Below are 13,147 nucleotides of genomic sequence, written 5' to 3'. Positions count from 1 at the left end.
CCTGCGGGCGCTCTTTTTTTATGCCAAATTCTGCTTTCAGCGTACAGCTGTAGCAAACAGCTGTACGCTTTTCCTTTTTTATCAAGCTATTAGCCCCCTATCCCTCAGCATTTAATCTTGTTTTTCTCCCCACGACTCCCCTGCCGTTGCCTTACTGGTCATACCATATAAAATCCTGCACCCAACCATAAGACAGATTGAACGCCGAGTTCACTTTCAAGGACCATCCAATGCACTTCATCATGAAGCCGTCTCTTATCGCCCTGCTGGTGCTGTCAAGCCAAGCCCAGGCGGCAGGTTTCCAGCTGGCCGAACAATCCGCCACCGGCATGGGCCGCGCCTTCGCAGGCGAGGCCGCCATCGCCGACAATGCCAGTGTGCTCTCCCGCAATGCCGCCGCCATGACCCGTTTTGATCGCATGGCCTTCTCCGGCGGATTCATCTATGTGCGCCCCGACGTCAATATCGAAGGGATCACCCGGGTGCCCACCGCCACGGGGCCCGTCACGCTGGATGCGAGCGCCCACGACATTGCCGATGATGCCTGGGTACCGAACGCCTACCTGATAGTGCCGCTCAATGAGCAGTGGCGACTGGGGCTGGCGGCGACCTCCTACTACGGCCTCGGCGTCGAGATGCCGGACAACTACAATGCCGGTCACTTCGGCAACGTCTCCGATATCAAGACCCTGGATCTGGGGGCCTCGCTGGCCTATCGCATCAACCGTGTCTGGTCCGTCGGGGCCGGCCTCTCCGCCATTCAGGGGGAAGGAGAAGTGGGTGGCACCTTCCCCTCCAACAACAAGATCGCCAAGCACCTGAAGGGGGATGGCTGGGCCATGGGCTGGAACCTGGGTAGCCTGCTGGAGCTGTCGGATGCGACGCGCATCGGCCTCTCCTACCGCCACGACGTGACCCTGAAGCTCTCTGGCGATGCCATCGGCATCGATCAGAACGGTCAGCCATTTACCGATACCGGCAGCCTGGAACTGCCCCTGCCCGCCACCGCCGAACTGGCGCTGTTCCACCAGCTGACACCCAGCCTGGCGCTGCACTCAAGCATCAACTGGACCAACTGGAGCAAGTTCGTGCAGCTCGAATCCGAGCTCGACCACCACGGCGTCATGCACATCAAGGACGAACACTGGAAAGACAGCTGGCGCTACGCTCTAGGCCTGACCTATCAGCTGACGCCGCAATGGCAACTGCGCTCCGGCCTGGCCTATGACCGCAGTCCTGTGCCGGCGGATCGCCGCACCATCTCCATCCCTGACTCTGATCGGGTCTGGTACAGCGCCGGGGTGGGTTACCAGATCGACCGCAACCTCTCGCTGGATCTGGGCCTGACCCTGATCGATGGCAAGAAGGTGGATGTGACCGAAACCATGCAGCTGAAACCAGGGATCCCGCAGACCACCTCCACCTTCCAGGGTACCTCGGAAGGGGATGCCTGGCTGGCTGGTCTGCAGTTGAACTACCTCTTCTAGTCCAAGCCGGGGCAGATCCTCCTCCCATACAAGCACTATGCCAGTTATTGACCGTTTCCGGCCCGGCAGTACTGGCATAGTGCGCATCTTCACAATAAAATCAATCCAGTACCCACACTGGAGAGATGCATGTATTCATACGTAGCAAGGCAGCCCATCCTGGATAGGGAGTTGAATACCCACGCCTATGAGCTCCTGTTTCGCGACAGTCTGAATAATGTCTTTCCGGTGATCTCCTCTCAACAAGCCACAGCCAGACTGGTGGTCGAGCAGTTCCTGCAACAGAACATAGATCAGCTTCTCGGTGGCCGTCCCTGCTTTATCAACTTCCCCCACTCCCTGTTGCTGGAGGGGCTGGCCGAGTGCTTGCCACAAGAAAAGGTGGTGATCGAGATCCTGGAGGATGCCGATCCCGATGATGCCCTGCTGGCCAAGGTACAGCAGCTGCATGGGCTGGGTTATCAGCTGGCGCTGGACGACTTCACCATGTCGGACGAGTGGGAGCGCTTCCTGCCCTATATCCACATCATCAAGTTCGATCTGCGCGCTACCTCGCTGTTGCGGATCAAGGTGTTCATCCAGCAGCATAAACATCTGAAGCTCACCTACCTGGCGGAGAAGGTGGAAGACAAGGCGGAGTTCGAGCGGGTAAAACGGCTCGGTATCGATCTGTTCCAGGGCTTCTTCTTCAGCCGACCCGAGATGGTGAAGCAGGCCACCATGGAGCCAGCCCAGGTGGTGGTGATGCAACTGCTCAACGTGGTCAATCAGGAGGAGCCAGACCTCAATCGCATCGAGCAACTGCTGAGTCAGGACATCTCCCTGTCACTCAAGCTGCTGCGTTACGTCAACCACCTGAAGAGCCACGCCAATCCCATCTCCTCCTTTCGCCAGGCCGCCATCTATCTTGGCCACGCCCAGCTCAAACGCTTTGTGACTCTGGTCGCCGCCACCAGTGCCGGCCATGGCAAGAGCGCCGAGCTCTATCAGATGTCCATGATCCGAGCCCGTTTCTGCGAACTGCTGGCCCACGCCCATGCTCCTACCCAGCAGGCACAGCAGGCCTTCATCACAGGCTTGTTCTCGCTGCTGGATGTGCTGATGGAACAGCCGATGGACAAGCTGCTCGGCACCATTCCCCTGATCGAGGAGATCCGGGTCGCCCTGCTGGAACGCAAGGGCAACCTGGGGTTTTATCTCTCGTTCTGTGAGGACTATGAGAGTGCGAACTGGCAGCGCATCACCGCCAGAACGGCCCGGCTCGGGCTCAATGAAGAGAAGGTCAGCCAGCTCTATCTGGCCGCCACGGCCTGGGTCAACCAGCAACTCCAGGCCATGGCGGACACGGATTAACTCAGTTCGAGGGCAATCGCCGTCGCCTCTCCCCCACCGATGCACAGGCTAGCCACTCCCCGTTTCAGGCCGCGCGCGCGCAATGCATAAATAAGGGTGACCAGGATCCGGGCGCCGCTCGCCCCCAGCGGATGGCCCAGCGCGCAGGCCCCGCCGTTCACGTTCACCTTGTCATGGGGCAGCTTGCAGCCCGCCATCGCCAGCAAGCTGACCATGGCAAACGCCTCATTGATTTCGAACAAGTCCACCTCTTCCACTCGCCAGCCCACCTTGGCCAGCAGACTGTAGATAGCACCGACCGGGGCGCTGGTGAATTCGGCAGGCACGGCGGCATGGCTCTGATAACCCACCAGCTTGGCCAGCACCGGCAGGCCCAGTTGCACCGCCGTCTCGGCGCGCATCAGGATCAGCGCCGCCGCCCCATCCGAGATGGAGCTGGCGTTGGCCGCCGTGATGGTGCCCTGCTTGCTGAATGCCGGTTTCAGATGGGGGATCTTCTCGGGCCTGGCCTTGGCCGGCTGTTCATCCTCGGCGAGCAGCAGGGTATCTCCGGCCATCACAGGTGCCAGCTCGGCCTTGAATGCTCCGCTCTGTTGCGCCGCCAAGGCACGCTCCAGAGAGGCGATGGCAAAGGCGTCCATGTCGGCGCGGGTCAGCCCGGCGCGATCGGCACTCTGCTGGGCATAATGGCCCATCAGCTGACCCTCATAGGCATCCTGCAAACCATCGAGGAACATGTGATCCAGCACGCTCTGGTGCCCCATCCGAAAACCGCTGCGCGCCTTGTCGAGCAGATAGGGAGCGCGACTCATGCTCTCCATCCCTCCGGCGATCACTATGTTAGTGTCACCGAGGCGCAAGCCGTCTGCCGCCAGCATCACCGCCTTCATGCCGGAGCCACACACCTTGTTGACCGTGGTGCAGGGCACGCCGTCCGGCAAGCCGGCCTTCAGCACAGCCTGACGCGCGGGCGCCTGCCCCACCCCTGCGCTGAGCACATTGCCCAGATAGGCTTCATCGATTTGATCGCCTCTGAGCCCGGCCTGCGCCATGGCGGCGGCGATGGCACAAGCCCCCAGCTCGGGGGCAGTCTGGTTGGCCAGGGCCCCCTGAAAGGCCCCCATGGGGGTACGTTTGGCCGCAACAATCACTATATCCATCAATTGCACTCTCCTTGTTACATGGACATAACATATGCTGCCACCGCAGCAGGAACAAGACTTGCGGGGCAGTTGACGTTTGGGTAAGGTGCCAGCCTGCATTGACAACCAAGATGGCAGCCAAGACAGCCGTATGACCAAATCCAAGGATGACACGCGGACCTACAGCATCAGCGAACTGGCCCGTGAATTTGATGTTACGACCCGAAGTATTCGTTTTTATGAAGATCAGGGACTTTTGAATCCTGCCCGCCAGGGACAGACCCGGATCTACAGCCGGCAGGACAGGGTGCGTCTCAAGTTGACCCTGCGCGGCAAGCGGCTGGGCTTCAGCCTGGCGGATATCCGCGATCTGTTCGATCTCTACGATGCAGACAAGAGCAGCCGAACCCAGCTGCAGACCATGCTGGGACTGGTGGCCGACAAACGGGAGATGCTGGAACAGCAGCTGGAAGACATCAAGATGGTGCTGCTGGAACTCGATGCCGCCGAGCAGCGTTGCCAGCTGGCACTGACCCAACTGCGATGAGCTCCTGTCAGCCGTCATCAAAGAGAGGGGCCCTCAGGCCCCGCTGAAACTCAACGCCGCCGAGCCGCGTTGCCAGCAGGCATTGGGCCAGCTGACCCCCTGAGTCGGCGGGGGTGACAATCCCTGCCCGAGGAAAATAAAAAGAGGGAGGCTTGCGCCTCCCTCTTGTCATTCATGGCAGTGAGCCTGGTCTCAGGCTTCCTTGCTCCAGCGATCCGGATCGTAATCCGGGCTGTAGCGATCGACGATAATGGCGCAGGCCGCATCCCCCGTGATGTTCAGGGCGGTACGGATCATGTCGAACAGACGATCCAGTGCAAACAGCAGCGGCAAGCCCTCGATGGGGATCCCGGCAGCCAGCAGCACGGCCACCACCAGGAAGCTCGGGCCCGGCACACCGGCCTGACCAATGGCTCCCAGGGTCGCGGTCACTATGATGGCGGCCCAGGCACCCATGGAGAGATCTATGTTGTAGACCTGGGCGAAGAAGATGGCGACCAGACCGTAATAGATGGCGTTGCCGCTCATGTTGATGGTAGCGCCGAGTGGCAGCACGAATGACGCCGTGGCGTTGGTCACCTTCAGATCCTGCTCGCAGGTTTCCATGTTGACCGGCAGGGTCGCCATGGAAGAGGCGGTGGAGAAGGCGACGATCTGCGGCTTCTTCATTGCCGACAGATACTTGCGCACCGGGGTGTTGGAGAAGAGCACGATCAGCAGCGGGTAGACCACGAAGGCGAAGATCAGAATGGCGGCCAGATAGACCAGGAACAGCTTGAGCACCAGGGTCAGCACGTCGAAGCCGTAGGTACCTATGGCCTCGGCCATCAGACCAAATACCCCGAGCGGCGCTATCAGCATCACCTTGTTGATCATCCAGACGAAGGCATCCACCAGGGTGTTGAGCCCGTCCACCAGCGGCTTGGCGCGCTCGCGGGGCTGCTTGGCCAGCGCGATGCCGAGGAACATGCAAAACACCAGGATCTGCAAAATGTTGGCCTCGTTCAGTGCCTGGAACACGTTGGTCGGGATCATGCCGAGCAGGGTCGACACCGCATCTGGCAAGGCGCCCTTGTCGGCGTAATCACCGGAGAACATGGAGGCCATGGAGCCAAACTCGACCCCGACGCCCGGTTTGAAGATTTGCCCCATCACCAGCGCCAGCAGCACGGCCAGCGCAGAGGTACCGAGGAAGAATACCAGGGTGGTGACCCCTATCTTGCCCGCCGCCGGGCTGGCGCCCAGGTTGGCCGCACCCGACAGTATGGCGACGGCCACCAGCGGGATTACCAGCATCTTGATCAGCTGGATAAAGAGGGTGCCGAGCGGCGCAAAGACGGTGGCTTGTTCACCCATGAACGCCCCCACCAGTGCCCCCAGCACCATGGCCACCACTACCTGGAAGCCAACGTTCTTGATGAGTCCTTTTGTTAACACAGAATGTTCCTTTAATTAGCAAATATTCACACTTTCCCAGTGCAATTAACCAAACAGGGGAAGAACCTCTGTTCATTCCCCTGAGCGCGCGCTTTATCTCATATTTATCTGCTGTTTTAAATCGCCGGATCGTTAACGGGAGTTATTGATAAGTTTGCAACAAAGTGAAGATTCAAAAGGGACATGGCGATTTTTGCCGCTTTGTTCATGACAACTGACAAAACATTGTGCTACTTTTGCTGGGCAAACGTGCATACAGGGATGAAAACATGCTGAAAGTTAACGAGTATTTTGACGGAAATGTAAAATCTATCGCTTTCGAGCAAAAAGGCGACAAAGCCACAGTCGGAGTGATGGATGCGGGCGACTACCAGTTCAATACCGCCGCCCCCGAGCGGATGACAGTGGTCAAGGGAGCCCTCACCATCCAGCTGGCCGATGAAGATGAATGGCACACCTATAGCCAGGGCCAATCCTTCGACGTGGCGGGCGACTCCTCCTTCAAGCTGGAGGTGAAAACCCCCACTGCCTATCTGTGCGAATTCCTCGACTGAGTGACTGAACGCAGATGAATGGCTGAACAGTGCCAGGGAGCGAGCCCAAGTCTCGCTCCTTCTCTTTGATGCCGCGCGCCAATTCCAACCTTTATGCCCGCTGCCAGCCACTCATTTGTATGCCGCCATCACACGTCTCAGCTTCCCCGCTTTCCATCGACTACAAAAAAATTACAATGTTTAGACAAAACCCATAATCGGAGTGGTGTCATGATCAGTGTCTTCGACCTGTTTTCCATCGGGATCGGTCCTTCTTCTTCGCATACGGTGGGGCCGATGCGGGCCTCCTGCGCCTTTGTCAAAGAGCTCAAGCGGCAGGATCTGCTACCCAGGATCGAACGGGTAGAAGTGGAGTGCTACGGCTCCCTCGGTCAGACCGGCAAGGGCCACGGCACCGGCAAGGCCATCATTCTGGGGCTGGCCGGTTTTGAACCGGAATCGGTAGACATAGAGGCCATTCCCGCCTTCCTCGGCGAGGTAGATCGCAACCAGTCGCTGCTGCTGGCTGGCGAGCAGCCATGCCAGTTCGCCCGGATCGGCGCCATCATCTTCAATCGCCGCAAGACACTCCCCGCCCACTCCAACGGCATGACGCTGCGGGCCTTCGCCAGCGGCGCCCTGCTGTTCGAGCAGACCTACTACTCGGTCGGCGGCGGCTTCATCATAGAAGAGAGCCATTTTGCCAACGCCAAGGAAGAGGCGGCCCGCTTCGATGCCGCCCACCCCATTCCCTACCCGTTCGAGAGCGGCGCCCAGTTGCTGGCTCACTGCCAGGAGAGCGGTCTCTCCATCTCGGGGCTGATGCTGGCCAACGAGAAGGTGTTTCGCAGCGAACAGGAGATAAAAGCGGGGCTGCGCAAGATCTGGCAGGCGATGCAGGCCTGTGTCGAGCGCGGTTGTCGCAGTGAAGGCGTGCTGCCAGGCGGCCTCAAAGTGAAACGCCGGGCCCCGGCCCTCCACCGTCAGCTCAGTTGCGAGACCAACTTCAACAAGGATCCCCTGATGGTGATCGAGTGGGTGGACCTGTTTGCGCTGGCCGTCAACGAAGAGAATGCCGCCGGAGGCCGGGTGGTGACTGCCCCCACCAACGGCGCCGCCGGCATCATTCCCGCCGTGCTGCACTACTACGATCGCTTTGTGCGCAAGGTGGATGATGAGCTGCTGCTGAGCTACTTCCTCACCGCCGCCGCCATCGGCATCCTATATAAGAAAAACGCCTCGCTGTCGGGAGCCGAAGTGGGCTGTCAGGGAGAAGTGGGCGTCGCCTGCTCCATGGCCGCCGGTGCCCTGACCGAAATCCTGGGTGGCAGCCCCGCCATCGTCGAGAATGCCGCCGAGATCGGCATGGAGCACAACCTGGGCCTCACCTGCGATCCGGTGGGCGGGCTGGTGCAGGTGCCCTGCATCGAACGCAACGCCATGGGCGCGGTCAAGGCCATCAATGCCGCCCGTCTGGCCCTGCGCGGCACGGGCGAGCACAAGGTGTCGCTGGACAAGGTAATCAAGACCATGTGGGAAACCGGCAACGACATGAAGACCAAGTACAAGGAAACCGCCCGTGGCGGCCTGGCGGTTAACATTACAGAATGTTAAAAACAGCCAATTGACTCCACTTTGTCCCCCGATACCCGGCCTGGCCGGGTATTTTTATGGGCAAACGCTTAACAAAATGGATAAGCATCAAAATAAATTTTATACTCGCGCCTCTGATTCAACAAAAATAGATCTATTTCAACTTTTTTTAGGCTTTGAACCGTTACACTGCGGTTATCTGGTTCATTGACCTCGGCGACGACGCCCTCGTCCCATGGATCACCCCGTTTCTGCGAGTGGGCATGGCGCCCCCTTCTATCCTGAGGTAATTGTTACATGATCAGCGTTTTTGATATCTTCAAAATCGGTGTTGGCCCCTCCTCTTCCCACACTGTCGGCCCGATGAAAGCTGCCAAACAGTTCGTGGATGAACTGCGTGCAGGCGGCAAGATCCGTGACATCACCCGGATCCAGGTCGATGTCTATGGCTCACTCTCCTGGACCGGTAAAGGTCATCACACCGACACCGCTATCATCATGGGTCTGGCGGGTAACCTGCCGGAAAACGTCGACATCGACGCCATCCCTGAATTCATCTCCCGCGTAGAGCAGACCGGCCGCCTGCCGATCGGCCTGCACTGCCACACTGTCAGCTTCCCCAAGGGCGCCATGGTGTTCCATGACGAAGCCCTGCCGCTGCACGAAAATGGCATGAAGCTGACCGCCTTCATCGAAGATGAAGCCGTCTACAGCAAGACCTACTACTCCATCGGTGGTGGTTTCATCGTCGACGAAGAGAACTTCGGCAAGGCCGACAGCGGTGACATGTCCGTCAGCTACCCGTTCAAGAGTGCGGCAGAGCTGATCGCCCACTGCAGCCAGACCGGCCTCTCCATCTCCACTCTGATGCTGGAGAACGAGAAGTGCTTCAACACCCCGGAAGAGATCTACAAGAAGCTCGGCAAGATCTGGAACACAATGCGCGAAGGGATCGAGCGTGGCTGTCGTACCGAAGGTGTGCTGGCCGGCCCGCTGCGTGTACCCCGCCGTGCAGCGCCCCTCTACCGTCAGCTGACCACCAACGAGAATCTCTCCAACGATCCGATGAACATCATCGACTGGGTCAACATGTTTGCCCTGGCGGTGAGTGAAGAGAACGCCGCCGGTGGCCGCGTGGTCACGGCCCCGACCAACGGCGCCGCCGGCATCATCCCGGCCGTGCTGGCCTACTACGACAAGTTCATCCAGCCGGTGGGTCGCGACGAGTACACCCGTTTCTATCTGGCCGCCGGTGCCGTGGGCATGCTCTACAAGATGAACGCCTCCATCTCGGGTGCCGAAGTGGGTTGCCAGGGTGAAGTGGGTGTCTCCTGCTCCATGGCCGCCGCGGGTCTGACCGAACTGATGGGCGGCAGCCCGGAGCACGTGTGTGAAGCCGCCGAAATCGGCATGGAGCACAACCTGGGTCTGACCTGTGATCCGGTTGCCGGTCAGGTGCAGGTGCCCTGCATCGAGCGCAACGCCATCGCGGCCATGAAGGCGGTCAACGCCTCCCGCATGGCCCTGCGTCGTACCTCCAAGCCGCGCGTCTCCCTGGACAAGGTCATCGAGACCATGTACATCACCGGCAAGGACATGGACTCCAAGTACCGTGAAACCTCCCGTGGTGGCCTGGCCATCAAGGTGATGCAGGTTGCCTGCGAATAAGCAGCATTTGCCCAAAATACAAAAGGCGGGAATTCCCGCCTTTTTGTTGCCCGTTATTTCGATTGTCTCGCCTGACTCATTACCCCTGCTCATCCCATATTCCCGCGCCCCATTCACCTCTCCAGATAAACACAGCGTTCCGCGCGTCATCTGAGCCACCCGGCTCTGCAGCGGTTATTCCACTATGCGATCAGCCAGGGTGCCCACCGCCACCACGAAATAGTGGGAGCGATTCCAGTGACGCAACACCAGATAGTTGGGATAAGCCAGATAGGTGCGCCCCTTGGCATCATCGGGGCGCACCAGGGAGGCCTGCATCTCGACCCCTGGCAAGGGTGAACCGTCGAGCTGACGTACGCCAAGGGTCTGCCACGCCGACAGCAGCCGGGTCTGCTCCAGCCCGAGCAGGGCGGGATCCAGCCCCTCAGGCACCTTGACCTGGCGCCCCCAGGTTTCATCCCCGTGCCAACCATTCTGCTGCAGATAATTGGCTGCCGAACCAAACACATCCGCCAGATTACCCCACAAGTCCTTCTTGCCGTCCCCATCCTGATCGACCGCGTATTTGAGGAAGGAAGACGGCATGAATTGCACCTGCCCCATGGCGCCGGCCCAGGAGCCCTTGAAGGCGGCTGGGGTCACATGTCCCTGCTCTATGATGTGCAGCGCATCCAGCAGCTGACCCTTGAAAAAGTCCTCCCGCCGCCCATCCCAAGCCAGGGTCGCCAGCGAGGAGATCAACGGATATGTGCCGGTCAATTTACCGAAATTGGTTTCTATGCCCCACAGGGCGACAATAAAACGGGGTTGCACGTCATATTCTGCCCCTATTTTTGTGAGCAGCGGCAAATGCTGACGATATAAGGCCTTGGCCTGATTGACTTTCCATTGCGGAACCGCACGGGGAATATAGCTGTCCAGCGTCAGTTTAAATTCCGGCTGGCTTTTATCGTACTTGATGGCGGGATCTATGACCCGAATATCGGCAAAGGCGGCCGCCACCGTTTCGGGCTTGATTCCGGCGGCTAGGGCCTGTTGTTTGAGCCCAGTCACATAGGCGTCAAAATCGGGGCTGGCCTGCAAAGGGGCACTTAACAGCCCGCACAATAATAACAGTGCCAGCCGATCCTTCATCAGCCCGAGGCCTTTAATTGTGCCTTGTGCTGCTCCAGCAGATTTTCCGGCGGCGGTGGCACCTGCAGATAGAAGCCCTGGCTTTTCAGCGCCTCCATCACCCGGCTGCTCGAGGCGATCCCCAAGGGCCTGGCTGGGTCCAGCTTGGTCATCAATACCAGCTCGGGGCGACCAAATGTACTCATCAGCACCTCGGGTACGCGGGAAAAATCCTCTCTTCTTTCAACAAAAAGATAGGTCTCGGCTTTTTTGCGACTTTTATAGACTGCACATAACATGGAAATTGATATAATCCGACGGGTTTATTGCCTCTGATGGTGGCAAACTATAACATCAGGAATTGAATAACAATAACGGATTACCGTCTCTGTCTCGGGGAAGATTCATGGTTGAGCGCGATAACGAATTGAAAGGGACCACCTTCACTATTTCTGTGTTGCATATCAGCGATGGCAAGCCTGAGCGGATCCGCCAGTTGCTGGCGGCAAAGGTCGCCCAGGCACCCCAGTTTTTTAATTGTGCCCCCCTCGTCATCAATGTGGAACGACTGGCGGATATTCCTGACTTCGAACAGCTCAAAGAGCTGGTGGAGTCGGAGGATTTCGTGCTGGTCGGGATCACGGGGACACAGAACGAGGCGATGAAGACGGCCGCCAAGGCGGCGGGCCTGGCGGTGATGGCGTCCGGCAAGAGCCGCAAGGCCGAGCTGCCGCCGGAAAGCGCGCCAATCCCGGCGCCCGTGATCGAGGTCAAAGCCGCCCCGGCGCCTCTGGTGCCGAGCAAGGTACATGTAGGCCCGGTGCGCTCCGGTCAGCAGCTCTATGCCGCCGGCACCTCGCTGGTGATACTGGGTTCGGTGAGCCCGGGGGCCGAAGTCATCGCCGATGACAGCATACATATTTATGGCACCCTGCGCGGCAGGGCCATAGCCGGTGCCAAGGGCAACACCCAGGCACGGATCTATTGCCAGCAATTACAGGCCGAGCTGCTATCCATCGCAGGCACGTTCCAACTGAGCGATGCACTGCCAGCCGGCCTGATACAACAGCCGGTACATGTCCGGCTGGATAACGAACAACTCCGAATAGACCATATCAAATAGAGTTACAAGGAAGCGAGAATGGCGCGAATCATAGTCGTTACATCGGGTAAAGGTGGCGTTGGCAAGACCACAACCAGCGCGGCCCTGAGCACAGGTTTGGCTCAGCGTGGCCACAAGACTGTGGTCATCGATTTTGACATTGGCCTGAGGAATCTGGATCTCATCATGGGCTGCGAGCGGCGCGTGGTGTATGACTTCGTCAATGTGATCAACGGTGAGGCCAACCTCAATCAGGCCCTCATCAAGGACAAGCGCTGCGAAAATCTGTTCATCCTGCCTGCCTCCCAGACCCGGGACAAGGACGCCCTGACCCGTGAAGGGGTCGAGAAGATTCTGGATCAGCTGGCGGAGATGAAGTTCGATTACATCGTCTGCGACTCGCCGGCCGGGATCGAAGCGGGTGCCCTGATGGCGCTCTACTTTGCCGACGAGGCCATCGTCACCACCAACCCGGAAGTCTCTTCCGTGCGTGACTCGGATCGCATCCTCGGCATCCTGGCCTCCAAGTCCCGTCGTGCCGAGCGAGGCGAAGACCCGATCAAGGAACACCTGCTGCTCACTCGCTACTGCCCAACCCGCGTCAGCCGTGGCGACATGCTGAGCGTGCAGGATGTGCAAGAGATCCTGGCCATCAAGCTGCTCGGGGTGATCCCGGAGTCCCAGGCTGTGCTGCGCGCCTCCAACTCGGGGGAGCCGGTCATTCTGGACAAGGAGTCCGATGCCGGTCAGGCCTATGAGGATGCCGTTGCCCGTTTGCTGGGTGACACCAAGGATTTTCGTTTTCTGGAAGAAGAAAAGAAGGGCTTCTTTAGCCGACTGTTCGGGAGTTAAACATGTCATTATTGGATTATTTTCGTTCCAACAAGAAACAAAACACCGCACAACTGGCCAAAGAGCGGTTGCAGATCATAGTCGCGCACGAGCGTTCATCCAGAGGGGGGCCGGATTACCTGCCCCAGCTCAAGCAGGACCTGCTCGACGTGATCCGCAAATATGTGCAGATAGACCCTGACAAGATCACGGTCCAGCTGGACAAGAAGAGTGATGAGCTGTCTGTGCTGGAGCTCAACATTACCTTCGCCGATGACAAGAAGGGATGAGCTGACGCCCCATGCGTGACCCCTTCCCTCAATGAAGACCGGATCCTGTGC

At 58.9% G+C, this 13,147-nt stretch carries 12 protein-coding genes and 2 pseudogenes; 9 read left to right on the top strand and 5 right to left on the bottom strand.

Going from position 1 to position 13,147, the window contains the following annotated elements; all coding sequences use genetic code 11:
• Positions 1 to 230: 230 nt before the first annotated feature.
• Positions 231 to 1,487, top strand: coding sequence for an outer membrane protein transport protein (locus BN1128_RS19490; protein ID WP_042871803.1), 1,257 nt, complete (start codon positions 231 to 233; stop codon positions 1,485 to 1,487).
• A gap of 129 nt (positions 1,488 to 1,616) precedes the next feature.
• A pseudogene (locus BN1128_RS19485) lies at positions 1,617 to 2,558 on the top strand (EAL and HDOD domain-containing protein); the annotation flags it as partial.
• Positions 2,559 to 2,690: 132 nt separating this feature from the next.
• On the opposite strand, the pseudogene BN1128_RS26595 reads toward BN1128_RS19485, so the two are convergent.
• Together BN1128_RS26595 and BN1128_RS19480 are read right to left on the bottom strand one after the other, a co-directional pair.
• Positions 2,691 to 2,885 (bottom strand): annotated as a pseudogene (locus tag BN1128_RS26595) (hypothetical protein); the annotation flags it as partial.
• Entirely contained in the window at positions 2,837 to 4,000 is a 1,164-nt protein-coding gene (locus BN1128_RS19480; RefSeq protein WP_042871799.1) for an acetyl-CoA C-acyltransferase, read from the bottom strand. The pseudogene BN1128_RS26595 and the gene BN1128_RS19480, both read right to left, overlap by 49 nt.
• Positions 4,001 to 4,133: 133 nt before the next feature.
• On the opposite strand from BN1128_RS19480, the gene BN1128_RS19475 reads away from it, so the two are divergent.
• Positions 4,134 to 4,529, top strand: coding sequence for a MerR family transcriptional regulator (locus BN1128_RS19475; RefSeq protein WP_042871898.1), 396 nt, complete (start codon positions 4,134 to 4,136; stop codon positions 4,527 to 4,529).
• A 192-nt stretch (positions 4,530 to 4,721) separates the two neighbouring features.
• On the opposite strand, the gene BN1128_RS19470 is transcribed toward BN1128_RS19475, so the two are convergent.
• On the bottom strand, positions 4,722 to 5,966 hold the full coding sequence (locus tag BN1128_RS19470) for a dicarboxylate/amino acid:cation symporter (RefSeq protein WP_042871797.1): 1,245 nt from the start codon (positions 5,964 to 5,966) through the stop codon (positions 4,722 to 4,724).
• A 269-nt stretch (positions 5,967 to 6,235) separates the two neighbouring features.
• Between BN1128_RS19470 and ppnP the strand changes: the two genes are divergently transcribed.
• From ppnP to BN1128_RS19455, 3 genes are all read left to right on the top strand, one after another.
• Positions 6,236 to 6,520 (top strand): pyrimidine/purine nucleoside phosphorylase, encoded by a 285-nt coding sequence (ppnP, locus tag BN1128_RS19465; RefSeq protein ID WP_042871795.1) that lies wholly within the window; start codon positions 6,236 to 6,238, stop codon positions 6,518 to 6,520.
• A 210-nt stretch (positions 6,521 to 6,730) separates the two neighbouring features.
• Positions 6,731 to 8,113, top strand: coding sequence for an L-serine ammonia-lyase (locus BN1128_RS19460; protein WP_042871793.1), 1,383 nt, complete (start codon positions 6,731 to 6,733; stop codon positions 8,111 to 8,113).
• 276 nt (positions 8,114 to 8,389) lie between these two features.
• On the top strand, positions 8,390 to 9,760 hold the full coding sequence (locus BN1128_RS19455) for an L-serine ammonia-lyase (RefSeq protein WP_042871791.1): 1,371 nt from the start codon (positions 8,390 to 8,392) through the stop codon (positions 9,758 to 9,760).
• Between the two features lie 174 nt (positions 9,761 to 9,934).
• Here the strand turns inward: BN1128_RS19455 and BN1128_RS19450 are convergent, their stop codons facing one another.
• Positions 9,935 to 10,894 (bottom strand): lytic murein transglycosylase, encoded by a 960-nt coding sequence (locus BN1128_RS19450; protein ID WP_042871788.1) that lies wholly within the window; start codon positions 10,892 to 10,894, stop codon positions 9,935 to 9,937.
• Positions 10,894 to 11,172, bottom strand: a complete 279-nt coding sequence (locus BN1128_RS19445; RefSeq protein WP_042871786.1) for a YcgL domain-containing protein — start codon at positions 11,170 to 11,172, stop codon at positions 10,894 to 10,896. The genes BN1128_RS19450 and BN1128_RS19445 overlap by 1 nt, the downstream gene beginning before the upstream one ends.
• A gap of 107 nt (positions 11,173 to 11,279) precedes the next feature.
• On the opposite strand from BN1128_RS19445, the gene minC reads away from it, so the two are divergent.
• The 3 genes from minC to minE are packed head-to-tail and all read left to right on the top strand — an operon-like array spanning position 11,280 to position 13,096.
• Positions 11,280 to 11,996, top strand: coding sequence for a septum site-determining protein MinC (gene minC / locus BN1128_RS19440; protein ID WP_042871784.1), 717 nt, complete (start codon positions 11,280 to 11,282; stop codon positions 11,994 to 11,996).
• A gap of 18 nt (positions 11,997 to 12,014) precedes the next feature.
• Positions 12,015 to 12,827 (top strand): septum site-determining protein MinD, encoded by an 813-nt coding sequence (minD, locus tag BN1128_RS19435; protein WP_042037334.1) that lies wholly within the window; start codon positions 12,015 to 12,017, stop codon positions 12,825 to 12,827.
• A 2-nt stretch (positions 12,828 to 12,829) separates the two neighbouring features.
• On the top strand, positions 12,830 to 13,096 hold the full coding sequence (gene minE / locus BN1128_RS19430) for a cell division topological specificity factor MinE (protein WP_005311265.1): 267 nt from the start codon (positions 12,830 to 12,832) through the stop codon (positions 13,094 to 13,096).
• Positions 13,097 to 13,147: the final 51 nt, after the last annotated feature.

The sequence above is a fragment of the Aeromonas piscicola genome, assembly GCF_000820005.1.
Taxonomy (GTDB): Bacteria; Pseudomonadota; Gammaproteobacteria; order Enterobacterales; family Aeromonadaceae; genus Aeromonas; species Aeromonas piscicola.
Note: the sequence above shows the minus strand (reverse complement) of the source record. Positions and strands in the feature narration are given on the sequence as shown.

What these genes read in the sequence shown, in the direction of transcription:
- BN1128_RS19455 (WP_042871791.1), top strand. Translation starts at nt 8,390, where the DNA reads ATGATCAGCGTTTTTGATATCTTCAAAATCGGTGTTGGCCCCTCCTCT.
- BN1128_RS19480 (WP_042871799.1), bottom strand. Translation starts at nt 4,000, where the DNA reads ATGGATATAGTGATTGTTGCGGCCAAACGTACCCCCATGGGGGCCTTT.
- minC (WP_042871784.1), top strand. Translation starts at nt 11,280, where the DNA reads ATGGTTGAGCGCGATAACGAATTGAAAGGGACCACCTTCACTATTTCT.
- minE (WP_005311265.1), top strand. Translation starts at nt 12,830, where the DNA reads ATGTCATTATTGGATTATTTTCGTTCCAACAAGAAACAAAACACCGCA.
- ppnP (WP_042871795.1), top strand. Translation starts at nt 6,236, where the DNA reads ATGCTGAAAGTTAACGAGTATTTTGACGGAAATGTAAAATCTATCGCT.
- minD (WP_042037334.1), top strand. Translation starts at nt 12,015, where the DNA reads ATGGCGCGAATCATAGTCGTTACATCGGGTAAAGGTGGCGTTGGCAAG.
- BN1128_RS19460 (WP_042871793.1), top strand. Translation starts at nt 6,731, where the DNA reads ATGATCAGTGTCTTCGACCTGTTTTCCATCGGGATCGGTCCTTCTTCT.
- BN1128_RS19490 (WP_042871803.1), top strand. Translation starts at nt 231, where the DNA reads ATGCACTTCATCATGAAGCCGTCTCTTATCGCCCTGCTGGTGCTGTCA.
- BN1128_RS19475 (WP_042871898.1), top strand. Translation starts at nt 4,134, where the DNA reads ATGACCAAATCCAAGGATGACACGCGGACCTACAGCATCAGCGAACTG.
- BN1128_RS19450 (WP_042871788.1), bottom strand. Translation starts at nt 10,894, where the DNA reads ATGAAGGATCGGCTGGCACTGTTATTATTGTGCGGGCTGTTAAGTGCC.
- BN1128_RS19445 (WP_042871786.1), bottom strand. Translation starts at nt 11,172, where the DNA reads ATGTTATGTGCAGTCTATAAAAGTCGCAAAAAAGCCGAGACCTATCTT.